Origin of the sequence: Paractinoplanes brasiliensis (assembly GCF_004362215.1) — a bacterium.
Classification (GTDB): domain Bacteria; phylum Actinomycetota; class Actinomycetes; order Mycobacteriales; family Micromonosporaceae; genus Actinoplanes; species Actinoplanes brasiliensis.
In genome coordinates, this window is sequence record NZ_SNWR01000001.1 from 1,731,377 (window position 1) to 1,756,397 (window position 25,021).

20 protein-coding genes are annotated in these 25,021 nt (G+C 70.9%); 14 read left to right on the forward strand and 6 right to left on the reverse strand.

The genetic code is table 11. The features are described 5' to 3' along the window. The first annotated feature begins 60 nt into the window (after positions 1-60). Positions 61-1,875 carry a bifunctional adenosylcobinamide kinase/adenosylcobinamide-phosphate guanylyltransferase gene (locus C8E87_RS07375; RefSeq protein WP_133872389.1) on the forward strand — a complete coding sequence of 605 codons (1,815 nt, stop codon included), beginning with the start codon at positions 61-63 and terminating at the stop codon, positions 1,873-1,875. Continuing rightward, a complete protein-coding gene (locus C8E87_RS07380) occupies positions 1,872-2,606 on the forward strand; it encodes an adenosylcobinamide-GDP ribazoletransferase (protein ID WP_133872390.1) in 735 nt (244 codons plus the stop codon). Before C8E87_RS07375 ends, C8E87_RS07380 begins: the two co-directional genes overlap by 4 nt. Before the next feature lie 3 nt (positions 2,607-2,609). On the opposite strand, the gene gcvT is transcribed toward C8E87_RS07380, so the two are convergent. Beyond that, the gene (gene gcvT / locus C8E87_RS07385; RefSeq protein ID WP_133872391.1) at positions 2,610-3,692 is read right to left on the reverse strand and encodes a glycine cleavage system aminomethyltransferase GcvT; all 1,083 of its coding nucleotides are present in this window, start codon (positions 3,690-3,692) and stop codon (positions 2,610-2,612) included. Positions 3,693-3,833: 141 nt separating this feature from the next. On the opposite strand from gcvT, the gene C8E87_RS07390 reads away from it, so the two are divergent. Continuing rightward, positions 3,834-5,369, forward strand: coding sequence for a leucyl aminopeptidase (locus C8E87_RS07390; protein WP_133872392.1), 1,536 nt, complete (start codon positions 3,834-3,836; stop codon positions 5,367-5,369). Between the two features lie 37 nt (positions 5,370-5,406). On the opposite strand, the gene C8E87_RS07395 is transcribed toward C8E87_RS07390, so the two are convergent. Continuing rightward, positions 5,407-5,736: a hypothetical protein gene (locus C8E87_RS07395; RefSeq protein ID WP_133872393.1), complete on the reverse strand. Its 330-nt coding sequence runs from the start codon at positions 5,734-5,736 to the stop codon at positions 5,407-5,409. Between the two features lie 245 nt (positions 5,737-5,981). On the opposite strand from C8E87_RS07395, the gene lpdA reads away from it, so the two are divergent. The 6 genes from lpdA (at position 5,982) to C8E87_RS07425 (ending at position 12,915) form a co-directional block, all read left to right on the forward strand. Then, entirely contained in the window at positions 5,982-7,370 is a 1,389-nt protein-coding gene (gene lpdA / locus C8E87_RS07400; protein ID WP_133872394.1) for a dihydrolipoyl dehydrogenase, read from the forward strand. A gap of 53 nt (positions 7,371-7,423) precedes the next feature. After that, positions 7,424-9,217, forward strand: coding sequence for a 2-oxoglutarate dehydrogenase, E2 component, dihydrolipoamide succinyltransferase (sucB, locus tag C8E87_RS07405; RefSeq protein WP_133872395.1), 1,794 nt, complete (start codon positions 7,424-7,426; stop codon positions 9,215-9,217). A gap of 85 nt (positions 9,218-9,302) precedes the next feature. Further along, complete coding sequence (locus C8E87_RS07410; protein WP_133872396.1) at positions 9,303-10,211, forward strand: TIGR01777 family oxidoreductase; 909 nt, start codon at positions 9,303-9,305, stop codon at positions 10,209-10,211. Positions 10,212-10,242: 31 nt separating this feature from the next. Further along, positions 10,243-12,093: a DUF6311 domain-containing protein gene (locus C8E87_RS07415; protein ID WP_166661104.1), complete on the forward strand. Its 1,851-nt coding sequence runs from the start codon at positions 10,243-10,245 to the stop codon at positions 12,091-12,093. A 22-nt stretch (positions 12,094-12,115) separates the two neighbouring features. Next, positions 12,116-12,751, forward strand: a complete 636-nt coding sequence (gene lipB / locus C8E87_RS07420; RefSeq protein WP_133872397.1) for a lipoyl(octanoyl) transferase LipB — start codon at positions 12,116-12,118, stop codon at positions 12,749-12,751. Continuing rightward, on the forward strand, positions 12,751-12,915 hold the full coding sequence (locus C8E87_RS07425) for a peptide ABC transporter substrate-binding protein (RefSeq protein WP_133872398.1): 165 nt from the start codon (positions 12,751-12,753) through the stop codon (positions 12,913-12,915). Before lipB ends, C8E87_RS07425 begins: the two co-directional genes overlap by 1 nt. 474 nt (positions 12,916-13,389) lie before the next feature. On the opposite strand, the gene C8E87_RS07430 is transcribed toward C8E87_RS07425, so the two are convergent. Both C8E87_RS07430 and aspS read right to left on the reverse strand, forming a co-directional pair. Beyond that, positions 13,390-14,559, reverse strand: coding sequence for an outer membrane protein assembly factor BamB family protein (locus C8E87_RS07430; protein WP_166661105.1), 1,170 nt, complete (start codon positions 14,557-14,559; stop codon positions 13,390-13,392). 383 nt (positions 14,560-14,942) lie between these two features. After that, positions 14,943-16,193, reverse strand: a complete 1,251-nt coding sequence (aspS, locus tag C8E87_RS07435) for an aspartate--tRNA(Asn) ligase (protein WP_133872400.1) — start codon at positions 16,191-16,193, stop codon at positions 14,943-14,945. Between the two features lie 379 nt (positions 16,194-16,572). Here aspS and lipA point away from each other — a divergent pair, with 379 nt between their 5' ends. Beyond that, the gene (lipA, locus tag C8E87_RS07440) at positions 16,573-17,469 is read left to right on the forward strand and encodes a lipoyl synthase (RefSeq protein ID WP_133876682.1); all 897 of its coding nucleotides are present in this window, start codon (positions 16,573-16,575) and stop codon (positions 17,467-17,469) included. 308 nt (positions 17,470-17,777) lie between these two features. Beyond that, positions 17,778-18,758, forward strand: coding sequence for a hypothetical protein (locus tag C8E87_RS07445; RefSeq protein WP_166661106.1), 981 nt, complete (start codon positions 17,778-17,780; stop codon positions 18,756-18,758). A gap of 143 nt (positions 18,759-18,901) precedes the next feature. Here C8E87_RS07445 and C8E87_RS07450 read toward each other — a convergent pair whose 3' ends face one another. Then, the gene (locus tag C8E87_RS07450; protein WP_133872402.1) at positions 18,902-19,513 is read right to left on the reverse strand and encodes a DUF6232 family protein; all 612 of its coding nucleotides are present in this window, start codon (positions 19,511-19,513) and stop codon (positions 18,902-18,904) included. 302 nt (positions 19,514-19,815) lie between these two features. On the opposite strand from C8E87_RS07450, the gene C8E87_RS07455 reads away from it, so the two are divergent. The 3 genes from C8E87_RS07455 to C8E87_RS07465 all read left to right on the forward strand — a co-directional run bounded on the left by C8E87_RS07455 (position 19,816) and on the right by C8E87_RS07465 (position 22,025). Further along, positions 19,816-20,673, forward strand: coding sequence for a helix-turn-helix domain-containing protein (locus C8E87_RS07455; RefSeq protein WP_166661107.1), 858 nt, complete (start codon positions 19,816-19,818; stop codon positions 20,671-20,673). Positions 20,674-20,682: 9 nt separating this feature from the next. Then, positions 20,683-20,910, forward strand: a complete 228-nt coding sequence (locus tag C8E87_RS07460) for a DUF397 domain-containing protein (RefSeq protein ID WP_133872404.1) — start codon at positions 20,683-20,685, stop codon at positions 20,908-20,910. A 143-nt stretch (positions 20,911-21,053) separates the two neighbouring features. Next, entirely contained in the window at positions 21,054-22,025 is a 972-nt protein-coding gene (locus tag C8E87_RS07465) for an IS30 family transposase (RefSeq protein ID WP_239080771.1), read from the forward strand. Between the two features lie 34 nt (positions 22,026-22,059). Here C8E87_RS07465 and C8E87_RS46300 read toward each other — a convergent pair whose 3' ends face one another. Then, positions 22,060-24,942 carry a helix-turn-helix transcriptional regulator gene (locus C8E87_RS46300; RefSeq protein WP_279536852.1) on the reverse strand — a complete coding sequence of 961 codons (2,883 nt, stop codon included), beginning with the start codon at positions 24,940-24,942 and terminating at the stop codon, positions 22,060-22,062. Between the last annotated feature and the right edge of the window lie 79 nt (positions 24,943-25,021).

The window sequence follows — 25,021 nt, forward strand, 5'->3', positions numbered from 1 at the left end:
GGTCGGTGCGCTTCCACCCTACGGCGTCCGCGTGCGCGCTCCGGCCTTAAGGTACGGGGCATGTCCGATGATCGGTGGCACACGGTCCTGGTGCTCGGCGGCATCCGTTCCGGCAAGTCCGCGTTCGCCGAGTCGCTGGTGGCCGGCGCTCCCGCTGTGCGCTACGTGGCGACGGCGAGCGGCGGTGAGGACGACCCGGAGTGGCTCGCCCGGATCGAGGCCCATCAGCGGCGGCGGCCGCAGTCCTGGTCGACCGAGGAGACCGGCGCCGACCCGGCCCGGCTGACCGAGCTGCTGACCGAGGCCAAGCCCGACGACACGCTGCTCGTGGACGACCTGGGCGGCTGGGTGGCGGCGGTGCTCGACCCGGCTCGCCAGCCCAACGACGACCAGGCCGACGTGGCAGCCCTGGCGGCGGCCGTACGCTCGTGCACCGCCCGGGTGGTGCTGGTGAGCCCCGAGGTCGGCCTGTCGCTGGTGGCGACGACGCCGGTGGGGCGCGCGTTCGCCGACGCCCTGGGCACGACGAACCAGGCCCTGGCCGACGCCTGCGACCGGGTGGCCCTGGTCGTGGCGGGCCGTCCGGTGTGGCTGAAGCCGACGGCCGAAGATGCCGCGCTCGTCGGCGACCGGCTCGCGCCGGCGGCAGCCGCGGAGGCCGGCGAGCCTGTCGTGGTTGCGCCCGTCCCGGTTGAGGCTCAGCTGGTCAGCCCCGTTGTTCCTGAGGACCCTTCACCCCGTACGGGGGAGGTTCTCAACGAGGCGACCATGGTGCTGCCTCTCGTGGCGTCCAACACGGTCATCGAGGCGGGCATGGAGCTGCCCATGCCCGACAGCGACGCCGGGCCCGACGCGCGTGATCGGCTGGTGAACGTCGACTTTCCCGGCACCGGGCTGGGGCGCCTCGTCGAGGCCGTCGAGTTCGCGGCGGCCACACAGGGCACTGTCACGCCGCGGCCGTGGGAAGCCGTACGGGTTCTGTTGCTCTCGGGCCGGCACGCCGGTGGCGCCGCGGCCGGGGACGACGTCGAGGACGTGGAACGCCGCGTCGCGCAGGTCGAGGACGGCGAAGGTGTGCTCAGCCGCCTGGCCGGTTCGGCCGGGGCCGACATCGCCGTGCTGCGCACCGAGGAAGCCGGCCCCATCGAGGACGGTCCGGTCAGCACCGACGAGGAGGTCGAGCGCGCACTGCGGCAGGGCTGGCAGCTCGCCGACGCGGCCGCCGAGGCGGGCAAGGATTTGCTGGTGCTGGCCTCGATCGGCGTCGGCACGGACGCGGTGGCCACGGCCGTCTCGGTCGCCACCACCGGTTCCGAGGCCGTGGCCGTGCTGCCCCGGGTGCTGCTGCCGGGCGGGGTGTACGACGACGAGTCGTGGATGCTGCGCTGCGCCGCCGTCCGGGACGCGTTGCACCGGATCCGCCGTGAGCCGCGCGGCGCCAAGGACATCCTGCGTGAGCTGGGCGGGCAGGACCTCGCCGTGGCCACGGGGGTGCTGCTGGGGGCGGCCGCCCGACGGTTGCCGGTCGTGCTCGACGGACCGGTCGGGGTGGCGGCCGGCCTGATCGCCCGCGACCTGGCCGGGCAGACCCGGCACTGGTCGCTGCTGGTCGACACGGGCAGCCTCGAACTGGTGCGCCAGGGCGGGGACGTGCTCGGGCTGAACCCCGTACTCGAGCTCGGTCTCGGTCTGGGTGAAGGGGCCAACGCCCTGGCCGCCCTGCCGCTGCTGAGGACGGCGGTGGGGCTGGCGTCGGCGACCGGGGTGCACCCGGCGATGCTGGCCGAGCACGGCGACGACGGGCTGACCGGGGACCTGGACGACGCCGACTTCGTCGAGCCCGAGCCGGACGGCCCGGGACCGGCCACGACGTGACCTTCGCGGCCGGGCTGCGGCTGTCGATCACCACGCTGACCGTCCTGCCGGTGCGCGCCGGGCGGATCGACCGGCCGGTGGCCGCGGTGGCGATGAGCGTGGCGCCGGCCGTGGGCGCGGCGCTCGGCACGATTGTGGCCGGGCTGCTCTGGCTGCTGCGCGAGGCGCACGCCCCGGCGCTGCTCGCGGGCGCGGTCACGGTCGCCGCGGCGGCCCTGCTGACCCGGGGGATGCACCTGGACGGGCTGGCCGACACGATCGACGCGCTCGGCTCCTACCGCCGGGGCGAAGCCGCCCTGGACATCATGAAGAAACCGGACATCGGTCCGTTCGGCGTGGCGGCGATCGCCCTCACGCTGCTGATCCAGGCGGCGGCGCTGAGCACGCTGCCGGTGGCGGCGGTGATCGTCGCGTTCGCGGCGGGGCGGGCCGCCATCCCGATCGCCTGCCGCCGGGGGGTGCCGGCCGCACGGCCGGAGGGGCTGGGCGCGCTGGTGGCGGGAACGGTGCCGGTGGCGGTCGCCGTCGCGGTTGCGGTGGTCGTGACGGCAGCGGCGGCGATCCCGGGCCGGACCTGGCAGGGGCCGGTGGCGGTGGCTGTCGCGTTGCCGGCGGTGGTCGGGCTGGTGCGCCACGCCGTACGCCGTTTCGGCGGCATCACGGGCGACGTGCTGGGCGCGGCCGTCGAAATCGCCACGACGCTCACCATGATCGCCCTGACCCTGGGCTAGGCCTCAGCGGACCGACGGCTGCACGAACGGGGGCTTGACCAGGCGGGCCTCCGTACGCCGGCCCCGGATGTCGATCTCGACCAGGTCGCCGTCGCTGAGGGCGGCCGCGGTGTCGATCAGGGCGAGCGCGATGCCGGCCTTCTTGGTGGGTGAGAACGTCCCGCTCGTGGTCTCGCCGATGCGCGACTCACCGGCGTACACGGGCATGTGGCCTCTCGGGATGCCCCGCCCGGTCAGTTCCAGCCCACGCAGGGTGCGACGCGGGCCGGCGGCCTTCTCGGCGACCAACGCGTCGCGACCCCAGAACGCGGGTTTGCCCCAGCCGACGGCCCAGCCCGAGCGCGCCTGCACCGGCGTGATGTCGAGCGAGAGGTCCTGGCCGTGCAGCGGGTAGCCCATCTCGGTGCGCAGCGTGTCGCGGGCGCCGAGGCCGCACGGGCGCACGCCGGCCTCGATCAGCGCGTCCCACACCCCGGCCGCCTTGTCCCAGGGGACGACCAGCTCGTAGCCGTGCTCGCCGGTGTAACCCGTACGGCAGACGATCAGCTCGCCGGCGGCCACGAACGACATGTAGTCGGCCGGCCCGGGCAGTCCGAGCTTGGCCAGCACCTCGGCCGACTGCGGGCCCTGCACGGCGAGCACAGCCCAGTCCCGGTGCTCCCCCGTCACGGTCACGCCTTCGGGCGCGGCGGCTTCGAGACCCCGTACGACGGAAGCGGTGTTGGCGGCGTTGGGAATGAGGAAGACCTCGTCGTCGGAGATCAGGTACGCGATCAGGTCGTCGATCACGCCGCCGTTCTCGTCGCAGCACAGCGTGTACTGGGCCTGGCCCGGCGCTATCCGGCCCAGGTCGTTGGTCAGGCAGGCGTTGACGAAGGCGGCCGCGCCCTCACCCCGTACGCGGGCCTTGCCGAGATGCGACACGTCGAACACGCCGCACGCCTCGCGCACGGCCGTGTGCTCCTTGATGACGCCGCCGCCCGAGTATTCCAACGGCATCTCCCAGCCCCCGAAAGCGGCGAACTTCGCACCGAGGGCGGCGTGGCGCTCGTGCAGGGGGGAACGAGAAAGGGCGTCGGCAGACATGAGAGTCAACTTACCCGTGACCTTGCCCTTGGTTAGAGTCGCGGGGACACCCCACCCCCGGCGTCAGTCCGCCGGGGAATCACCGACCAGCCGGCGCGGCCCATGAGGCGCCCGGCCCCGAAGTCCCGCGGAGAGCCTCCAGTGAGCCAGCCCAGCCTCAGCCTGGTCGACACCGACCCGGCCGAATTGGCCGTCGATGCCATCGTCATCGGCCTGCACAGCCAGCCCGACGAGGGTGGCGCCCTGCTGCCGGCCGCCGGCGCCGAGAGCATCGCCGCCGCGTTCGACGGCAAGCTGACCTCGACGCTGGCGCTGCTCGGCGCGAGCGGCGCGCCGGGTGAGGTGACCAAGCTGGCCACCCTCGGCACGATCGCCGCCCCGCTGGTGGTGGCGGTCGGCCTCGGCGACGAGCCGTCCGGGTCGGCGCCCGAGCCCGAGACCCTGCGCCGGGGCACCGGCGCCGCTGTACGCGCGCTGGCCGGCAGCGCCACCGTCGCGCTCGCGCTGCCGCTGCCCGACGACGAGGACGCGCCGTCGGTGCTGCGCGCGATCCTCGAGGGCGCGCTGCTCGGCTCGTACAAGTTCGCCGGTTACAAGACCAAGCCGCAGCCGAACCGCCGCGAGCCGGTGTCGGCCCTGCAGGTGCACGTGCCCGACGCGGCGGACCCGGCGGCCGCGGCCGAGGTGACGCGGGCCGAGGTCGTCGCGCGCGCGGTGCGCCTGACCCGCGACTGGGTCAACACCCCGCCCAACTCGCTGCGCCCGCCGCAGTTCGCCGACGCCGTGGTGGCCGCGGCCGAGGGCACCGGCCTGCAGGTCGAGGTCCTCGACTTCGACGAGCTCCAGGCCGGCGGCTACGGCGGCATCGTGGCCGTGGGGCAGGGCTCCGAGGCCCCGCCGCGCCTGGTCAAGCTGACCTACGTGCCCGAGGGTGTGGAGTCGCCGAAGCGGGTCGCGCTGGTGGGCAAGGGCATCACGTTCGACACCGGCGGCATCAGCATCAAGCCGGCCGCGGGCATGTGGGAGATGAAGTCCGACATGGCGGGCGCGGCGGCGGTCGGCGCCACCATGCTGGCCGTGGCGGCGCTCAAGCCCCGGGTTGCGGTGAGCGCGTACCTGGCCATGGCGGAGAACATGCCTTCCGGTACGGCGTACCGGCCGGGCGACGTCATCACGATGTTCAACGGCAAGCGGGTCGAGGTCTTCAACACCGACGCCGAGGGCCGGATGGTGCTGGCCGACGCGATCGCCCGGGCCTGCGCCGACGGCACCGACTACGTCTTCGAGGCGTCGACGCTGACCGGCGGCCAGGTCATCGCGCTGGGCAAGCGGATCGCGGGCCTGATGGGCTCGGAGGCGGCCACCGAGCTGGTACGCAAGGCAGGCGACGAGGTCGGCGAGCCGGCCTGGCCGATGCCACTGCCCGACGAGGTGCGCAAGGGCATGGAGTCCGACATCGCCGACATCTGCCAGACGAACGCGAACCTGGACCGGGCCGGGCACATGCTGCAGGGCGGCGTTTTCCTGCGGGAGTTCGTGGCCGAGGGTGTCGAGTGGGCGCACATCGACATCGCCGGCCCGAGCTACCACACGGGCGAGGCCACCGGGTACTGGACCAAGGGCGGCACGGGCGTACCGATTCGCACGCTTCTTACGGTTATCGACCAGTTGGGCTGATTATTACGGTTCCGGGCGCATCGCGCCCGGAACCGTGTCAGTTTTCCTGGGCGGGACGCCGTTTGCGGCGCTCGTTGTAGTCACGCATCCGCTGCGGATAGCCCATGAGCCGCACGTCATAGATCGGAACGCTCAACTGATGAGCCCACCGCCGGGCGATCTCGGGAGTCTCGGTGCGCCGGCGCGTCCACTCCCCGTCGTGTGCCACGAGCAACACCGTGGTCTCGGTCACTGTCGTGCGCGGCTCGATGAACGCCTCGACCCCGCGGCGGGTGCGGACGAACTCGGCAAGATACTCAAGATCAGCACGGTCGACAGCCCGCCCGGCCGCAGCCCGCGGCTCCTGACGACGCCGAAACCAGGCCACCACATGCTCCTCACGCTCAACTGCGGCAAGAGTACGTCGAGCAGGCCCGCCTCGGGGAACCTGAGTGCACCGGCCGGTTCGCAAAGTGACAAGATGGCGTGGACATACTGTGACCGTTTCCATTGGGAGTTGTTCGGGCTTACCTTGACCGACGCACAGCTACAGCTGGACGCCTCGGTGCCCACCGCCCCGAATAATTGTCACCGTGTGACCCGCATGGCAACGACGCGAACACTGGAGTCAACGTGAGCCAGCCGAACGGCGGAACCTTCGACATCGTCATCCTCGGCGCCGGCAGCGGTGGTTATGCGGCCGCCCTGCGCGCGGCCGAGCTCAACCTCTCCGTCGCGCTGATCGACAAGGCCGAGCTGGGCGGCACCTGCCTGCACCGGGGCTGCATCCCGACCAAGGCGCTGCTGCACGCGGCCGAGATCGCCGACCAGACCCGCGAGAGCGAGCAGTTCGGCGTCAAGGCCGACCTGGTCGGCATCGACATGGCCGGTGTCAACGCGTACAAGGACGGCGTGGTCGCGCGCCTCTACAAGGGCCTGCAGGGTCTGCTCAAGCAAGACAAGATCACCCTGGTTCAGGGCGCGGGCAAGCTGGTCGCCAAGGACACGGTCGAGGTCGACGGCAAGCGTTACACCGGCCGCAACGTCATCCTGGCGACCGGCTCCTACTCGCGATCGCTGCCCGGCCTCGAGGTCGACGGCAAGCGCGTCATCACCAGCGAGCACGCCCTCAAGCTCGACCGCGTGCCCTCCTCCGCGATCGTGCTCGGCGGCGGCGTCATCGGCGTCGAGTTCGCCAGCGTGTGGAAGTCGTTCGGCGCCGAGGTCACCATCCTCGAGGCCCTCCCCCGCCTGGTGGCGGCCGAGGACGAGGAGATCTCGAAGACGGTCGAGCGCGCGTTCCGCAAGCGCAAGATCAACTTCAAGGTCGGCAAGCCGTTCGAGAAGGTCGAGCACACCGACAACGGCGTCCGCGCGACCATCGCCGGCGGCGAGACCGTCGAGGCCGAGGTGCTGCTGGTCGCGGTCGGCCGCGGCCCGACGACGGCGAACCTGGGCTACGAGCAGCAGGGCATCACGCTCGACCGGGGCTTCGTCATCACCAACGAGCGCCTGCACACCGGCGTCGGCAACATCTACGCCGTGGGCGACATCGTGCCCGGCCTGCAGCTCGCCCACCGCGGCTTCCAGCAGGGCATCTTCGTCGCCGAGGAGATCGCCGGGCTCAAGCCGGCCCCGATCGACGAGGCCGGCATCCCGCGGGTCACCTATTCCGACCCCGAGATCGCCTCGGTCGGCCTGACCGAGACCAAGGCCAAGGAGCAGTACGGCGCGGACAAGGTCTCGACGTACAACTACAACCTCGGCGGCAACGGCAAGAGCCAGATCCTCAAGACCGCGGGCTTCGTCAAGCTCGTCCGGCTCAACGACGGCCCGGTCCTCGGCGTGCACATGGTCGGCGCGCGGATGGGTGAGCTGGTCGGCGAGGCCCAGCTGATCTACAACTGGGAGGCGTTCCCGGAAGAGGTCGCCCAGCTGGTCCACGCGCACCCGACGCAGAACGAGGCACTCGGCGAGGCGTTCCTGGCCCTGTCGGGCAAGCCCCTGCACGCACACAGCTGATCACCTGATCTACGCCGAGCCGGACCAAAAACGTGGTTAAGGAGTTCTGAGACATGCCGACATCGGTCACCATGCCGCGGCTGGGTGAGAGCGTCACCGAGGGCACCGTCACTCGCTGGCTGAAGCAGGAGGGCGAGCGGGTGGAGGCCGACGAGCCGCTGCTCGAGGTCTCCACCGACAAGGTCGACACCGAGATCCCCTCGCCGGCCGCGGGTGTGCTCGCCCGCATCGTCGTCGGCGAGGACGAGACGGCCGACGTCGGCAGCGAACTCGCGGTCATCGCGGGCGACGGGGAGGACGCCGGTTCCGCCGCGCCCGCCCCGGCCCAGCAGCAGACCGCCGAGCCCGAGCCCGCGGCGCCCACCACCCCGTCGACCGAGAAGCCGGTCGAGCAGGAGGCTCCGGCCCCGCAGACGGCCAAGCCGACCGGCGAGGGCACCGCGGTCAAGATGCCGGCGCTCGGCGAGAGCGTCACCGAGGGCACCGTCACCCGCTGGCTCAAGGCGGTCGGCGACTCGGTCGACGTCGACGAGCCGCTGCTCGAGGTCTCCACCGACAAGGTCGACACCGAGATCCCCTCGCCGGTCGCGGGCACGCTGCTCGAGATCAAGGTGCAGGAGGACGAGACGGCCGACGTCGGCGCCGACCTCGCGATCATCGGCGCCGAGGGTGCCGCGCCCGCGCCGGCTGAGGAGAAGCCCACTCCGGCGCCCGCGCCTCAGCAGCAGGCCGCTCCGAAGATCGAGTCGGCTCCCGCGCCCGACTTCGCCCCGGCCGGCGAGTCCTACGCCGACCCGGCGCCCGAGGCCGAGACGGCCAAGGACCCGGTCGCGGCCGAGGCGAAGGCCGAGCCGCCCGCCCCGGCGCAGCCGCGCACCGAGTCGGCGAGCCCGAACGGCGCCGGCGACGCGGGTTACGTCACCCCGCTGGTGCGCAAGCTCGCCGCCGAGAAGGGCGTCGACCTGTCGACCCTGACCGGCACCGGCGTCGGCGGCCGCATCCGCAAGCAGGACGTGACCGACGCCGCCGAGAAGGCTGCCGCCGCCAAGTCGGCTCCCGCTCCCGCTCCGGCTGCGGCTCCGCAGAAAGCACCGGCGCCCGCCAAGCCGGCGCCGAGCCCGTTGCGTGGCCGCACCGAGAAGCTGACCCGCACCCGCGCGACGATCGCCCGTCGCATGGTCGAGTCGCTGCAGATCTCGGCGCAGCTCACCACGGTCGTCGAGGTCGACGTCACCAAGATCGCTCAGCTGCGGCAGAAGGCCAAGGCCGACTTCCTGGCCCAGCACGGCGTGAAGCTCAGCTTCCTGCCGTTCTTCGCCCTGGCCGCGGTCGAGGCGCTGCGTCAGCACCCGGTGGTCAACTCGTCGATCGACCAGGAGGCCGGCACGGTCACCTACCACGACGCCGAGCACCTGGGCATGGCCGTCGACACGCCGAAGGGCCTGATCGTCCCGGTCATCAAGGACGCGGGCGACCTCAACCTGGCCGGCCTGGCCAAGCGGATCGCCGACGTGGCCGAGCGCACCCGCAACAACAAGATCGGGCCGGACGAGATCTCGGGCGGCACGTTCACGCTGACCAACACGGGCAGCCGGGGCGCGCTCTTCGACACCCCCATCATCAACCAGCCGCAGGTCGGCATCCTGGGCACCGGCGCGGTGGTCAAGCGCGCCGTGGTCATCAACGACCCCGAGCTGGGCGAGGTCATCGCGCCCCGCTCGATGGTCTACCTGGCCCTCAGCTACGACCACCGGATCGTGGACGGCGCCGACGCCGCCCGCTTCCTGGTCACGCTGAAGGAGCGCCTCGAGGGCGGCCACTTCGAGGGCGACCTCGGACTCGCGTAACAACCAGCAGCACAGAGAGCGTCCGGGATCATCCCGGGCGCTCTCTTCGTTTTGAACGGGTTCGATCCAGGGCATGATGGGAACCATGCGGATCCTGATCTCCGGCGGCTCCGGCTTTCTCGGCACCCCTTTCGTCGAGCGGCTGCGCGGCAACGGGCACGACGTGACCCGGCTGGTGCGCCGGCCGGCCCAGGCGCCCGACGAGGCGACCTGGCAGCCCTCGCAGGGTCAGATCGACCCGCACGTCGTCGCGGCGGCCGACGTGGTGATCAACCTGTCCGGCGCGAACGTGGGCGGCAAACGCTGGAACGCCCGCTACAAGAGCGAGCTGCGGTCCAGCCGGGTCGACACCACCGGCACGCTCGCCCGGGCGATCAGCAAGCTGCCCGGCGGCGACCGCCCGCACACGCTGCTGCAGGCCTCCGCCGTCGGCTGGTACGGCGACACCGGCGACAACCCGGTCACCGAGGAGGCGCCCGCGGGCACCACATTCCTGGCCGACCTGTGCCGGGTCTGGGAAGCGGCCGCCCGTCCGGCCGAGGACGCCGGCGTACGGGTCGTGCTGATGCGTACGGGCATCGCCGTCGAGACCCTGGTCGAGAAGCTCCTGCTGCCGTTCAAGCTGGGCGCGGGGGCCAAGCTCGGCGGCGGCAAGCAGTGGATGCCCTGGACAGACGTGCCCGACTGGCTCGCCGCGGCCGAGTTCCTGCTCGAGCGTGAGGACCTCGCCGGCCCGGTCAACCTGGTCGGCCGCGAGCCGGCGACCAACGCCGAGTTCACCAAGGCGCTGGCCGGCGCCGTCAACCGGCCGGCCCTGCTGTCCGTGCCGGGCCCGGCGCTGCACCTCGCGCTGGGCGAACTGGCCGGCGAGTCGCTGCGCAGTTCGCGAGTGGTCCCGGCCGTGCTGCAGCGGGCCGGTTTCCAGTGGGCCCACCCGACCATCGAGTCCGCTCTCCGGGCCGTCGTGGGCCGGGAAGCGGCAGCATCGCGTTGAGCAGCGGCGGCGGCTTGCTAACCTGCGCCTGATGTCCGTCGCCGTTCCCACCACCACGTCTGCCGCCGATGAGCCGGCCCCGCCCGACGCCCCCGCGGCGACCCGGCGGTGGCGGTCGCATCTGTTCGTCGCGCTGGCCGCCCTCGTCCTCGCCGGGTACGTCGTCAGCCGGCTCTGGCAGGACCCGTTCCAGCACGCTGTCGCCGAGAACGTCGGCGATCAGGCGTTCTTCGAGTGGGTGCTGTCCTACGGCGTGCACCTGATCCAGCACGGCGGCGACCCGTTCTTCACCGATCTGCTCAACGTGCCCGACGGCGTCAACCTCGCGGCCAACACCTCGATCACCGTGTACGCGATCCTGTTCGCGCCGCTGACGATGCTGGCCGGCCCGCAGATCACGTTCCTGACGATCCTCACGCTCAACCTGGCCGGCTCCGCCTTCGCCTGGTATCTGTTCCTCGGCCGCTGGATCACCGCCAACCGGGCCGCCGCCGCGCTGGCCGGGCTGTTCTGCGGGTTCGCGCCGGGCTTCATCGCCCACGCCAACGGCCACCTGAACTGGACGGCGGGCTGGATCGCGCCGCTGGTGCTGTGGCGGCTGCTCGCGATGCGGGACACCGGCCGCTGGCTGCGCAACGGGCTGATCCTCGGCCTGACGCTGGTGGTCGGGTTCTCGATCGCCGCCGAGGGCCTGTTCTTCGCGGCGCTGGCCGGCGGGGTGTTCGTGATCGTCTGGGCCCTCGCGCCGGTCAACCGGGCCGAGGCGCGCGCCGCGTGGGCGAAGTTCGCGGCCGGGCTCGGCGTCACCGCGGTGGTGGCCGGCGCCCTGCTGGCGTACCCGCTCCACATGCACTTCGCCGGGCCGCAGACCTTCAAGGGCACCGGGTTCAACCAGCGGCACTACTCCGAGGACCTGCTCTCGTTCTTCGCGTACGCCGATCGGTCGCTGGCCGCCTGGGCCGGGTTCGGCAACCACTTCGCTGCCAACCGTACGGAGGAGCAAAGCTTCTTCGGCCTGCCGCTGATGGTGCTGATCGTCGTCTCGCTGGTGATGCTTTACCGGCGGGCCGACGACAGCCGCCGCGCGACGCTGCGCGCTCTGCTCGTGGTGGGCGGGCTGTTCCTGCTCATCTCGCTCGGCCCCCGGCTGCGGCTGGCCGGCGAGGGCACAGACATTCCTTTGCTGTACGCCCTCCTGCAGCGCCTGCCGCTGTTCGACGCGGCCCTGCCGGCCCGGTACGCCCTGGTGCTGGTCGGTGTGTTCGGCGTGATCCTGGCCATGGCGTGCGAGCAGGCCTTCGGCGCCGTACGCCCGCAGCCGCTCTACACGATGGGGCTGGTGCTCGCGCTCGTCCCGATCTTCCCGATCCCGCTGGAGTACCGGCACCGCTCGCCCGAGCCACGGTTCATCGCCGACGGCACATGGGAGCGGTACGTGCCCGACGGCGGGGTGATGAGCGCGCTGCCGTTCGCGATCAACGTGGCAGCCGACGGGCAGCGCTGGCAGGCGTACACGATGGCCCGAGGCGGCAAGCTGTTCCGCATCCCCGACGGCTACTTCCTCGGCCCCGACATCGACGGCCCCGAGGGCAAGGGCCGCATCGGCTCGATCCCGCGGGCCACCGACTGGTTGTTCCTGCGGGCCGCCCTGTACGGCTACATCGCCGACCTCGACAACGCCGACCGGGCCACCGCCCGCGCCGACTTCCAGCGCTGGGGCGTCGAGGCGCTGTTCCTGCCCGACGAGATCACCGGTCCCGAGGGGCCGTTGTTCCGCTCGGCCGTCGAGTTCACCGCGCGCGACCTGCTGGGTGAGCCGGAACGCGTCGACGACGTCCTGGTGTGGCGTATCCGTCCCGGAGTGGATCCGGTCGACCGGTGAGTAGGGGACTACCGTGGATGCCGTGACAACTTCCACGCTCACAGTCCTGCGTCCCGGCCTCGTCGACTACCGCGAGGCCTGGGACGAGCAGCGGCGCCTGCACGAGGCCGTGGTGGAGGGCACCCAGCCCGACACCGTGCTGCTGCTCGAGCACCCCAGCGTGCTGACCGCCGGCAAACGCACCGAGCCCGCCGACCTGCCGATCGACGGCACCCCCGTCGTCGACGTCGACCGCGGCGGCAAGATCACCTGGCACGGTCCGGGTCAGCTGGTGGGCTATCCGATCCTGAGGCTGCCCGACCCGATCGACGTGGTGGCCTACGTACGCCGCACCGAGCAGCTGCTGATCGACGTGTGCGCCGAGTTCGGCGTCACCGCCGCCCGCTCCGACATCAAGGGCCGCAGCGGCGCGTGGGTCCTGGCCGACGACCGCGGCCCCGACCGCAAGATCGCCGCGATCGGCATCCGGGTCGCCCGCGGCGTCACCCAGCACGGCTTCGCCATCAACGCCAACTGCGACCTGGCCAACTTCGACAGGTTCACCCCGTGCGGCATCCGCGACGCGGGCGTCACCTCGCTCAGCGCCGAGCTGGGCCGCGACGTGACGGTGGCCGAGGTGCTGCCGGTTGTCGAGAAGCACCTCACTACGCTGCTCTGATGGCTCTCTATCGGGACCCGCGCGACAAACGCGTCTTCGTCCCCAAACGCGGCGGTGGGGTGTCGCTGAACTTCGGCCACCCCATCGCCTGGGTGATCCTGGTCTGCACGACCATCATCCCGTTCGCCATCGTGATCGGCATGACCATCGCTGTGCTGTCCTGACGCCCCTCGCGGCGATCCATCCCAGCGGTTCCGAACCAACACCCCAGCGCTCCCCGAAGCGCAGTCCGCTTAAAAGGTTCCAAACCAACACGGCCCAGCGCGTCCCGAAACGACCACCCCAGCGCGTCCCGGGGCCAGCTCCCCAGCGCGCCCCGAAGCCAGCGCCCCGGTGGTTCCCGGAGCGTCAGTTCGCCCCAACGGTTCCCCAAGCGATCACCCAACGCCCCCGGAACAATCACCCCGACGCCCCCAGCAACCGCCCCCAGCGCGTCCCGAAGCCAGCGCCCAGCGGCTCCCGGAGCGCAGTCCACTTCACCGGGCCTCCTGAGCTCGTGACGAACGCCCCAGCGCGCCCCGAAGCCAGCGCCCGAGTGGTTCCCCGAGCGCAGTCCACTTCAGCGGCCCTCCTGAGCTGGTCCAGCCCGGCGCCTCCCGGAGCACGGTCCGCTTCCGCGTGTACCCGGGCGATGTGGCTCAGTGGTTTTCGCGGGCGAACCTCCACACGCTGACGGTCAGGTCGTGGCGCAGGCACGAGAGCAGGTCGCCCGCGCGCTGACAGGCGTCCGGCGTCACCCGCGGGATGACACCGCGCACCCGGCCGTCGCCGGCGCCGACCAGCGTGGTGCGGTCCCCCTCGGGATAGAACACCAGGTCTCCGACCGGTCGTCCCCGGCCGAACTCGTGCGTGACCCGGCCGGTGGCGAGGTCGACCCGCGCGGACCGGCCGTCATCGCCGGTCAGCACGTCGCTCTCGCTCACCAGCCGCCACCGCGGGCCGCTCCACCGGACCCGGCCGCTCGCCGGATCGAGGGTGGCAACCCCCTCGAAGCCGACCACACAGAGCAACCCCCCGCCGCAAGCGACCGCCCCGAACGGCGACACGACCGGCGTGCGCCACTCGCGTTCCAGCCCGTCGAGCCGGAAAGCCGCGACGGAAGTGCCACTGATGGCGATCAGCCGCTCCCCCACGAGCTGCACCGCCGCGCCCGGCACAGAAAAATCCCATTCCCCCCGTACGCTCAAAGCCCGCGGCCCGGTCAGCTCGCGCCCATCGGCAGCGGCGTAGACGGCCGCGCGCGTCCCGTCGAGCAGCACCACACGTGTCTCATCCCCCGCGAACGCCGACGCCGGCCGCTTCCAGAAAAGCCGCCCGGTGCGCAGCTCACGGAGCCGGAGCACGCCGTCGTCGGGGCTCCACTCGGCCACCCGCCCGCCGACCAGCTGCACGAACGGGAAACCGTCCTGACTCCACAACACCGTGCCCGTGCGCGCGTCGAGGAAGGTCGCCACCCCCGCGTCGTTGGAGTCGACCACCAGCGTGCCGCCGGCCAGTTGCAGCCGCTGCCCCGACGTGATCTCGGCCCGCCAGGAAGGGCAGCCCTCGCACAGCGGGATGGCCTCGACCCGGCCGTCGGTGCGCGCGATGTAGGCGGCCTGGGTGGTGAGCAGGCTCGCCGAGAGCCCCACGCCGTCGGCCCTGAGAACCTCGACCACGCCGGCGCCCCGCGGAAGCACGGCGGCGCCACTGAGCAGCAGCAGGACGAGCCCGGCCACGGCGACGACCCGCGCAAGACGACGCGACCCGGTGACCCGAGCGGGGGGCCGCTCGGAGCTCGCGGGAGCAACGTCGAGATCGATGAGCACGGTCGGCACTTTACGCCGCGGGACCGACAGAAAACCCGTTGTCCACAGGCCACCCCGACACCCCGAGCACCTGTGGACAACCAGCTTGATCACCTTGACAACCCGCCAAAGTCCCATCCGTTTCCCCAGGGCGGGTGGGGGTTCGGGATGGCCCACGCGCACGTGAAAGATTGCTTGTTCCCCGTCGGCTTGAGCGCGAGCGAGTCGATGGCCCAAGCGCGTGAACAGATTTCTTGTCGGCGTAGGGCGGGCGGTTGGGCTCCGGAGCGGGCGGTTTCTGGGTGGCTCGTCGGGTGCGATCTGTCCGCGGCGAAGGCCCAATACCCCGGGCGGCGGGGGCCCCTCGGGGATTTGAGGGGCCCCACGACGCGTACGGCATGGGTTTATGGGGTTATGCGGTGCAGGTCGCGCGGGAAGGCGGTCACCTCGCGCACGTTCGGGGTTTCGGTCAGGCGGGCCACGAAGCGTTCCAGGCCGATGGCCCAGCCGCCGTGTGGGGGCATTCCGTAGCGGAAACCGTCCAGGTAACCCCCGTACGGTTCCAGGGGCTCGCCGGCCCGGGTAAGCGCCTCGACATAGTCCTCGTAGGTGTGCAGGCGCTGGCCGCCGGTGACGATTTCCAGGCCTCGGAAAAGCAGGTCGAAGCCGTTTGAATACGTGGGGTCGGCCGGGTCGGGGTGGGTGTAGAAGGGGCGTTTGCGCATCGGGTATCCGGTGACGTAGACGAATTCGGAGCCGTGTTCGCGCCGCGCCCATTCGCCCACGGCCCGCTCGTGGGCGGGGGCCAGGTCGGGCTCGTCGTGGGGCGCCCCGGCGATGCGCAACGCCTCGGTGAAATGCACGGCGGGGATCTCGGCGGGCACGATCGGTTTTTCGAAAAGCGGCTCCGTCATGACGGCGAGGGTGCGGGTCAGCGTCGCCATCACGTCGCGGTGGTCCGCTATGAAACCCATCTCGGCGTCGAGTGACGTGTATTGGGCGAGGTGCCGCGCGGTGTCGCTGGGTTCGGCGCGGAAGACCGGGCCGACCTCGAAGACGCGTTCGAAGACGCCGACCATGAGCTGTTTGTAGAACTGCGGCGACTGCGCGAGATAGGCCGGGCGCCCGAAATAGTCGAGCCGGAAGACGTTGGCGCCGGACTCGGTGGCCGAGGCGACGATTTTCGGCGTCTGGATCTCGACGAATCGCTGCTCGGTGAGCGCGGCCCGGAAACCGGCCGTGACCGTGGCCGCGATCCGCAGCGCCGACCGCCGGGCGGGGTGCCGCAGGGCCAGCGCGGCGTGGTCGAGCTGGGTCGGCAATGCGGCGGCGAGGGCCGGGCGGTGCAGTTCGAACGGCAACGGCGACCGTACGGCGGACAGCACTCGGATCTTGGGTCTTGTCAGTTCGACACCGCCGGGCGCCTGCTCGTTGGGGGTGACCGTCGCGATGACCTCGACGACGCTCTCCTCGGTGAGGTGTTCGAGCTGCTCACGAGTCTCGGGTTCGGCGACGACGACCTGCGACAGGCCCTCGGCGTCGCGAACGATCAGGAAGGCCACCGATTTGAGCAGGCGGCGGCGGCGGATCCAGCCGGCGATCGTCACGGTCTCGTGCGGATGCGCCGGGAGCTGGGAAGAGAGGATGCGTTGCACGGCTTGGACCTCCTCTGGTTGCTGCAACGCGGCCCCAGGGAGGCGTGGGCGAGCGGGATCCTCGCGGTGCCACCACACCTTCGCGCCCTCACGAGCGCCTCTTGTCGTGCTCGGCTCGGGAGTGTCTTCACGCTCCGGCGTCGGGCCACCTTCACAGCCTGTGGTGACTCTCTCGGCCGACAAATCGGAGCGTTACTTGGTTCCTTCAGCGCCGTCCGGCGACGTTAACAGGGGGCAACGCGGGGGCGAAAGGCATTTAACACGGCGCGTGTGGTGGCCGTCACACGAGACGTCACGTGAGCCTCGTCGCCCCTGTCTAGGCAGGGGCCCGTTCAGGCGTAATCTCGACCCTGTGACTATTGCTCCCGAGGGCCGCCGCATGCTGCGCATCGAAGCGCGCAACGCCGAAACTCCCATCGAGCGGAAGCCTCCGTGGATCAAGGTCAAAGCCAAGATGGGACCGGAATACACCCAGATGCGCGGGCTGGTGCAGAAGGAAGGCCTGCACACGGTCTGCCAGGAAGCCGGGTGTCCCAACATCTACGAGTGCTGGGAAGACCGCGAGGCCACGTTCCTGATCGGCGGCGACCAATGCACGCGACGCTGTGACTTCTGCCAGATCGACACGGGCAAGCCGGCCGAGTTCGACGCCGACGAGCCCCGCCGCGTGGGCGAGTCCGTCGCCACGATGGGCCTGAAATACGCGACCGTCACCGGCGTGGCCCGCGACGACCTGCCCGACGGCGGCGCCTGGCTCTACGCCGAGACCGTCCGCCAGATCCACAAGCTCCAGCCGGGTTGCGGCGTCGAGCTGCTGATCCCCGACTTCAACGGCGACCCCGGCCAGCTGGCCGAGGTCTTCGGCTCGGCGCCCGAGGTGCTCGCCCACAACGTCGAGACCGTGCCGCGCATCTTCAAGCGCATCCGCCCCGGCTTCCGCTACGAGCGCTCCCTCGACGTGATCACGCAGGCCCGCGCGGCCGACCTGGTCACCAAGAGCAACCTGATCCTGGGCATGGGCGAGGAACGCGCCGAGATCTCCCAGGCCCTGCGCGACCTCCACAACGCCGGTTGCGAGCTCGTCACCATCACGCAGTACCTGCGCCCGACCCCGCGGCACCACCCCGTCGAGCGCTGGGTCAAGCCGGAAGAGTTCGTCGAGCTGCGCGAGGAAGCCGAGCAGATCGGTTTCGCCGGCGTGATGAGCGGGCCGCTGGTGCGCTCGTCCTACCGGGCGGGCCGCCTCTACAAGCAGGCCCTGGCGGCTCGCGGCTGATCCCTGCTTCCCGATGCCCCGGTTCTCGCCCGGAGACCGGGGCATCATCGTTCTCGCCGTAGGCCCCTGACCGCGCCGCCCGCCAATTGGCCGTACGCCTCGCACGGCGCGCCGCCCGCCGATTTGCCGTAGGCCCCTGACCGCGCCGCCCGCCAATTGGCCGTACGCCTCGCACGCCGCGCCGCCCGCCGATTTGCCGTAAGCCCTCACCGCGCCGCAGCCAATTGGCCGCACGCCCCTCACTCCTCGGCCTGCTAAGCAAGTCGGATATTTCCGCCGAAGTTACTTTTATGAGGCTGCGTCGGTTCATGCTTGCTCTCGCCGCGGCGACAGCGGTGACCGCACCCGGCGCCGGCACCGCCTCGGCCGTCTCCGCCGCCGAGCCCTGCACCTCCGCCGCCTCCGCGACCTTCCGGCACACGTTCAGCGGCATTTCCGGCAAGACAACCATTTCCTCCGTACGCCCCCTCTGCGCCGGGCAGAAGCAGGCGTTCGCGCTGGTCGCCTACACGGCCGGCAGCGGCAACCGGGGCCAGTTCGTGTACTCGACCGACCGCAAGACGATCACCTCCACCAACCGCACGGTCAACCTCGACGTCGTCGTACCACCGTGCCGGGCCACTGTCGACGCGGTGCTCGGCGCCGAGCTGCTCGACGAAGCCGCAACCCCCGAGAGCCCGTACGGCTCGAGAACGCTGGGCGCCCCGGGCAGCCGCTCCGCCGGCCCGCTCGCCCACTACCGCGGCGGCTCCGTCGACTGCGCACCCGCCCCCACGGTCACCTTCGTGAACGCCTGCGACGGCACCTTCACGGCCACGCTCGCCAACGCCACGAGCGCCAACGTCAGCGCGGTCTTCCTGGTCAGCGGCCGCCTCACCCGCCTGGCGCCCGGCCGTTCCACCAGGGTCGACGGCCCCCGGGGCGGCTCACTGACGATCAGGGACAGCAACTTCACCTCGTACGTGGGAACCTGGCGCCCACCCGCAAGCGGCTGCGACTCGGCAGCGCCGCCACCCCCGTCCGCCCCCGCCGTGCTGCCGACCACCCCCCTGTCCGCCACCACGTCACCGTCGGCCCCCGTCCCCAGCGCGCCCAGCACGGTCACAACCATGGACCCACCGGCCGTCGGCTACCCCGCCCCCGAGGACACGTCCGAATCCCTGGTCGCCGTGGCCAAAAAGAACATGAGCATCGGCAGCGTCATCGCCATAGCCTTCGGCCTGGTCCTCATCGGCGGCGGCATCATCCTGCTGGTCCGCGTGCTGAGGTCCCTGCGCGAGCCCTCGTAATCAGCACCGCGCGAGGCCCAGGCCGCGTCAGAGCACCGCGCGAGGCCCGGCCGCGTCAGCTCGCACGGCGCTCGTCGTCGCGTCGTACCCGAAAGCGCCAGTTTCGCCACCGCGGGACCATCCTCCACAGGCGGCACATTCCACTACTTGGCGGAAAGCCCGAAGTTCGCCTCGACGGCGCGGACGACCGCCCTCCGAACCTGCTCGAATTCCTGCTTCTGGCGCGACTGGAACAGGACTGCCGTTCGTTCCCGGTAGAACGCCCGCAAGGTCATCCACTGCGGGTTACGCCGGTGATCCACAACCAGGGCGATCGCAGTGCCGAAGGCGGCAGTCCCGCCGACCGCCACCATCGCCTCGGATCCATAGGCAGCGGCGAGGACAAATCCCAGAGCCAGGTCGAGCGCCCCGCAGATCGCGGCAACCGACAAGGCCGCGTGGGTGTTGATGTGGACGCGTTCGATGACCTGAAGCTCTCGAACCAGGAATCGGTCCGTTTCAGTCTCGATGTAGTGGCTGGTGACGATGATTCGGGGACCGGCGTAGAAGACCCTTTGAGGAGAGGGCTGGACGGCGCCACCACCGAGCCGGCTCTCCGCGAGCTGATTCCGGACGTCGGCGGAAGTCGGGCGCCCGTCTTGATCAAGAGGTCGTCGTTCGTGCGGGGGAACGGAAGGCCGGCCAGCGCGCCCCAATCCGATCCGTAGAAGTGCAAGTGGTTGGGGGAACTGCGGCTGGAGTACTAACCTGTACACGACTCGTCCTCTCGTGATGTAACACGCCTTGCGGGGGATTGAGGTCACAGGGCGTTCCGGCTGCCTCCGGGGCGCCCTTCTTCCTGCTTCGGCCGGGCCGCCGACCAACTGCGGCACGACACTTTGACGGTGAAGATCATCGTGCGGTGGATATCGTGGCCGAAGCGTTACACTCAGTGTCGATGTCAAATACTCGCCTGGCAATTGCCACGCAGAAATTGACACAGTATCTTCGACGCGGCTGCTGCGAAGAGACCCGTCTTGACGCAGTAAAGTTCAGATGGTAGGCGGAGGGAGGTGCCGTGGCTGGTTCACCCAGTCCTCCGATCTTGAGACGCGAGCTCGCTCTCGCGTTGCGGCACTATCGCGATGCTGCCGAGATGACCATCGCGGAAGCCGCGAAGGCCGCCGAAGTCGACAAGGCTCAAGTGAGCCGGCTCGAAACGGCCACGAGGCTACCGGTGGTGAACACCGTCAAAGCACTTTGCCACGCCTATTCACTGGACAGCGGGACGACCGAGCGCCTTGTTGGCCTGGCCAGGGCCGGACGGCGTCGCGGCTGGTGGGAAGACTACAAACTCGAACCCGAAACGAAGACGTTCGTCAGTTTCGAAAGCGCGGCGAGCGTTATTGAGGACTTCGAAAACTCAGTTCTGCCCGGTTTGCTGCAAATCGAGGAATACGCGATCGAGGCGATCCGGCCGGTGCGGTCGGATTTCTCGCCGCTGCGTTTGTCTCAGCTCGTCGACACCCGCTTGACTCGGCAAGGGATCCTGGCCGGGACGAGCGACAAACAAGCGACGGTCCTGAGGGCGGTCATCGACGAGGCCGTTCTGCTGCGGCGGGTCGGTGGCCCCGACATCATGCGCAAGCAGCTGGATCATCTGCTCATGATGTCCGAACGCAACAACGTCACACTGCGAGTACTCCCGTTCGAGGCCGGTGCGCACCCGGCCCAGGACGGTCCATTCACGATCTTGAACTTTTCTCAGGAGTGGATGGGAAACCTGGTGTACGTCGAGGGTCCGCTCGGTCAGGTGCTGGTCGACAGGGCGGGCGTCGTCGATGGATGCCGAGAGAATTTCGATACCCTCATGTCCATATCCGCAAATGACCAAGAGTCGCGGAAGATCATCCGTTCCGCAAGGGCGGGACTCTAGAAGGCGAAAATGACAACTCGTGATGTTGACCGACGCGAACTCTTGTGGCGTACAGCGAAAAAGAGTTCGGGGGGGAATTGTGTGGAGGTCGCTCCGGCAGGCGGCGGCATGATCGCCGTCAGGAATTCCAAGCAACCTGACGGCGAAATGATTATCTACACTGCGGCCGAATGGACGGCATTCCTGGACGGAGTCAGGGGCGGCGAGTTCGACGACTTGACAGTCTCCGAGATCTGACACCGATCACAACGGCACCAGCCCGCTGTCCGCTGCGCCGGCCACCACGGTCGGCGCAGCCACCAAAGAAGAGGGCGAGTTCAGCCGGTCGTAGCATTTGATCTTGACGGGTCGGTGGGACAGGATTCTCGCCCGTGCGCAACATGTTGACCTTGGCCGATCGGGAAGAGATATCCCGCGGCCTGGCCGAAGGCTTGGAATACAAGGAGATCGCCCGGTTGCTCGACCGGAACCCCTCGGTGGTCTCCCGGGACGTCGCCAGGCACGGCGGCCGGGCGCAGTACCGGGCGGTCGCCGCTGACGAGACGGCCGCCGTAGGCCGGCAGCGGCCGAAGGCGTACGCGGTTGATCGTTCGCCGCGGCTGCAGACGGTGGTCAAGCAGCTGTTGAGGGGCGGCTGGTCGCCGGCGTCGATCGCGGGCCGGTTGCCGTACGACTACCGCGACGATCAGGCTGTACGGGTGTCCCACGAAGCGATCTACCAGTGGATGTACGCCCAGCCGGTGTCCACCCTGGCCCGTGAGCTGCTGAAGCTGCGCACCGGCCGTACCGCCCGCCGTTCGGGTCCGCGCCCGGCCCCGGCACCGCGTATCCGCGAGCCCCGCTACCTCGACGAACGTCCCGCCGAGGCCGAGGACCGGCAGGTCCCGGGACACTGGGAGGGCGACCTCGTCATCGGTAAGGCCGGCAAGTCCGCGGTCGCGACGCTGGTCGAGCGGACGTCCCGGTTCGTGGTCCTGGTCCCGCTGTCCGGCCGCGACGCGCTGACCGTGGGCGACGCGGTGATCGCCGCCGCCGGCACTTTGCCGCCGCAGATCGCGAAGTCGTTGACGTGGGACTGTGGCTCCGAGATGGCCGGCCACGCCCGGATCACCGCAGCCGGGCTGCCGGTCTACTTCGCCCGCCCGCACTCGCCGTGGCAGCGCGGCAGCAACGAGAACGCGAACCGTATCCTGCGCGAATACTTCCCGAAAGGCGTCCCGATCACGGCCGATCCGAAATATTTAGCGATGGTGGCTTCCGAAATCAATGACCGACCCCGTAAGATCCATAACTGGAAGAAGCCCTCCGAGATATTCGCCGAACTCGTAGAGGCAAATGCTTCGACCGTCTGAATTCGCCGAGCACAGCAACGGCCACGGGGCGGAGTCAGTCGTCGAGCAGGCCCAGGCGACGGGCGACCGCGGCAGCCTCGCCTCGGTTGGAGACCTCGAGCTTGGCGATGATGCGGGACACGTGGACGCTCGCCGTTTTCGGGGAGATGTAGAGGTCGGCGGCGATGCGGCCATTGGTGTGACCCTCGGCAACCAGGCGCAGGACTTCGCGTTCGCGGGCGGTCAGCAACTCGTCGCGGTCGGGGACCGGGGTGGACGCCGGGCGGATGCCGAGACGGCGGTTGAGGGTGTCGGCGGCCTCGACCAGCGGGGTGGCGCCCAGGGCCGAGGCGATCGCCACCGACTCGGCGATGGCGTCGGCGGCCGAGGAACGGTCACCCGCGGCGGCGTGGGCCTCGGCCAGCCTCACCAGGGCGGAGGCCAGCTCGTGGCGGTGGCCGTCGGAACGCCACGCTTCGACGGCCGCGGCCCACTCGCCTGCGCCGCCCTCGAGGAAGGCCCGGGTCTCGGCGGAGAAGGCCCGCTCGGCCGGATAACGCTGCGGCAGGCGTGCGGCGATCTCCGCAACCCGCGCGGCAAGCGACAGATCGGGCAAGCCCGACGAGGAGCCGGCCGCGCCCGACGAGGAAACCGCGTAACCGGCTCGGGCGGCTGCTGCGGCCGCATGGGCCAGCAAGGACCACGCGTAGCGGGGCAAGACCTCGAACGACGGCTCGGCCAGCGCGGCGAGAGCCGTCCGCACGGCAACCGCCGGATCAGGGTCGGTGAGGGCGGCCGTCAACCCCAGATCGAGCGTGGCGAGCCGGCCCTCCGTGCTCAGGTAGGGCCGCCGCAGAAACGTGAGCGAGCGGGCAACCAAAGACTCGGCGTCGTCGCGGCCGCGCGCCAGGCGGATACGGGCCCGTAGGCGCAGCCAGGGCAGGGCCATGCTCTCGGGCGGGTCCAGGCGGGCGGCCTCGGCCAGGCGGGTGTCGGCCTCGTCCCAGCGGCCCAGGGCGATCAGCGCCTCCGCGTGGTTGGCCAGCAGGTACACGCCGGTGGTGCGGCCGACACCGATGCGGCCCGCGTCGGGCAGGCCCTCGGCCGCGGCCGCCGCGGATTCCTCGTAGCGGCCCAGTTCGAAGAGGGAGTCGGAGACGCTGATCAGCCCGCGGGTGAAGCTCGGGAAGTCGCCGGCGGCGCGAGCCCGGTCGACTGCCTCGCGCATGACGGGCAGGGCCTCGTTCGCCGTCTGCCGGCCGGAGCAGGACGACCCGTACGCCACCTCGGCCGACACGATGGCCACCAGGTCACCCGACTCGTTGGCGTCGGTCATCGCGACCTGGGCCACCTCGGCGCCGCGGTCGCCGTCGACGGCCGAGATGAGGTGGGCCAGCTCGGCCAGCAGCCGCACCCGCTCGGGACCGTGCGGCGCCCGGGTGAGCAGGCGAAACGCTTCGTCGCACTCGGCGGCGGCGTCGGATTTGCCGGCGCTGCGCAGCAGCTTGGCCCGGCGCACCAGCAGCCGACCGGCCCGCAGCGGCTCGGCCTCGCAGTCGAGATCGCCGAGCGCGGCCCGGGTCAGGCTGAGCGCCCGGGAGTACTCCCCCGAGTCGACCGCGGCCATGGCGGACTCCTCGAGCAGGTCGAGGTGGTCGAGGCCGAGCAGGGTTTCGGCGTCCGGCACCTCTTCCCACAACTGGAGCACCCTGTCGAGCAGGCGGGCCTGTTCCCCGTACGCGAAACGGCACTTCGCCTCGTCGGCCGCGATCTTGGCTGTGACCAGGGCGCGCGGCCGGTCTTTGGCGGCGTGCCAGTGGTGCGCGACCTCGGCGGCGGCGCGGCCCGCGGCGACCAGGTGGGGCTCGGCCTCGACCGCCTGGGCGTAGCGCGCGTGCAGCCGGGAGTGCTCGCCGGGCAGCAGGTCGTCGTGCACCGCCTCACGGACGAGCGCGTGGCGGAACTCGTAATCCCCGTCCCCGTCGACCATCACGAACTGGGCCGCGACCACCACCCGCAGCGCCGACTCGAGGGCGGCCTCGTCCATGCCGGCGACGCGGGCCAGCAGCTCGTGACCGAAGCGGGTGCCGCCGACCGCGGCCACGCGCAGCACCCGCTGGGCCGGCTCGGGCAGCAGGTCGACGCGGGCCAGCAGCAGGTCACGCAGGCTGCCGGGGATGTCGCAGGCCGGGTCGGCGGCGCCGGCGAACTGCTCGATGAAGAACGGGTTGCCCTGGGCGCGCTCGTTGATCGCGTCGACCAGGCGCGGGCCGGGCTCGGCGCCGAGCAGGTGGCCCAGCATCTCGGCAGTGCCCTCACGGTCGAGCCGGTCGAGTTCGAGGCGCAACACCCCCCGTACGCGGTCGAGCTCGCCCAGGAAAGGCCGGAGCGGATGGCCGCGGTGCAACTCGTCGGTGCGGTAGGTGATGATCAGCAGCAGCTGGGGCAGTCGGGCCGCCCGCACCAGGAACGCGATGAGGTCGCGAGTGGAGCGGTCGGACCAGTGCAGATCCTCGATGACCAGGACGAGCGGCCCGCGGCCGAGCACGGCGGCGACGGCTTCGAAGAGCAGGCCGCGACGGGCGTCGGCCTCGGGCGGGGGCCCCAGTTCGGGCAGCAGGCGGGCCAGCTCTTGCTCGTGGCCGTCGAGGACCTCGCGGCCCCCGGCCCGCAGCAGCTCGCGCAGAGCGCCCGCGAACGGCGCGAACGGCAGGCCCTCTTCGCCCAGCTCGAGGCACTGCCCGGCCAGAACACGGACGGAGCCGGGGTCGAGGCCGCGGCAGAACTCCTCGACCAGGCGGGTCTTGCCCACCCCGGCCTCGCCGCCGACCAGCACGGTCGACGGCTCGGCGTGGCGGGCCCGTTTCAAAGCGTCGCGCAGCACGGCCAGGTCGGCCTCGCGACCGACGAGAACCTCGCTGTGGGCCTGCGCCGTCATGAGGTCGAGCATGCCATGCGGGTACGACAGGTTTTCGAACCCGAGATCGGCGGCCGGCCCGGGCCCCCCGAACGTCGCG

Coding starts and splice junctions, on each gene's coding strand:
- C8E87_RS07375 (WP_133872389.1), top strand. CDS start 61: ATGTCCGATGATCGGTGGCACACGGTCCTGGTGCTCGGCGGCATCCGT.
- gcvT (WP_133872391.1), bottom strand. CDS start 3,692: ATGTCTGCCGACGCCCTTTCTCGTTCCCCCCTGCACGAGCGCCACGCC.
- sucB (WP_133872395.1), top strand. CDS start 7,424: ATGCCGACATCGGTCACCATGCCGCGGCTGGGTGAGAGCGTCACCGAG.
- C8E87_RS07410 (WP_133872396.1), top strand. CDS start 9,303: ATGCGGATCCTGATCTCCGGCGGCTCCGGCTTTCTCGGCACCCCTTTC.
- C8E87_RS07415 (WP_166661104.1), top strand. CDS start 10,243: ATGTCCGTCGCCGTTCCCACCACCACGTCTGCCGCCGATGAGCCGGCC.
- C8E87_RS07425 (WP_133872398.1), top strand. CDS start 12,751: ATGGCTCTCTATCGGGACCCGCGCGACAAACGCGTCTTCGTCCCCAAA.
- lipA (WP_133876682.1), top strand. CDS start 16,573: ATGCTGCGCATCGAAGCGCGCAACGCCGAAACTCCCATCGAGCGGAAG.
- C8E87_RS07445 (WP_166661106.1), top strand. CDS start 17,778: ATGCTTGCTCTCGCCGCGGCGACAGCGGTGACCGCACCCGGCGCCGGC.
- C8E87_RS07460 (WP_133872404.1), top strand. CDS start 20,683: ATGACAACTCGTGATGTTGACCGACGCGAACTCTTGTGGCGTACAGCG.
- C8E87_RS07465 (WP_239080771.1), top strand. CDS start 21,054: ATGTTGACCTTGGCCGATCGGGAAGAGATATCCCGCGGCCTGGCCGAA.
- C8E87_RS46300 (WP_279536852.1), bottom strand. CDS start 24,942: ATGACGGCGCAGGCCCACAGCGAGGTTCTCGTCGGTCGCGAGGCCGAC.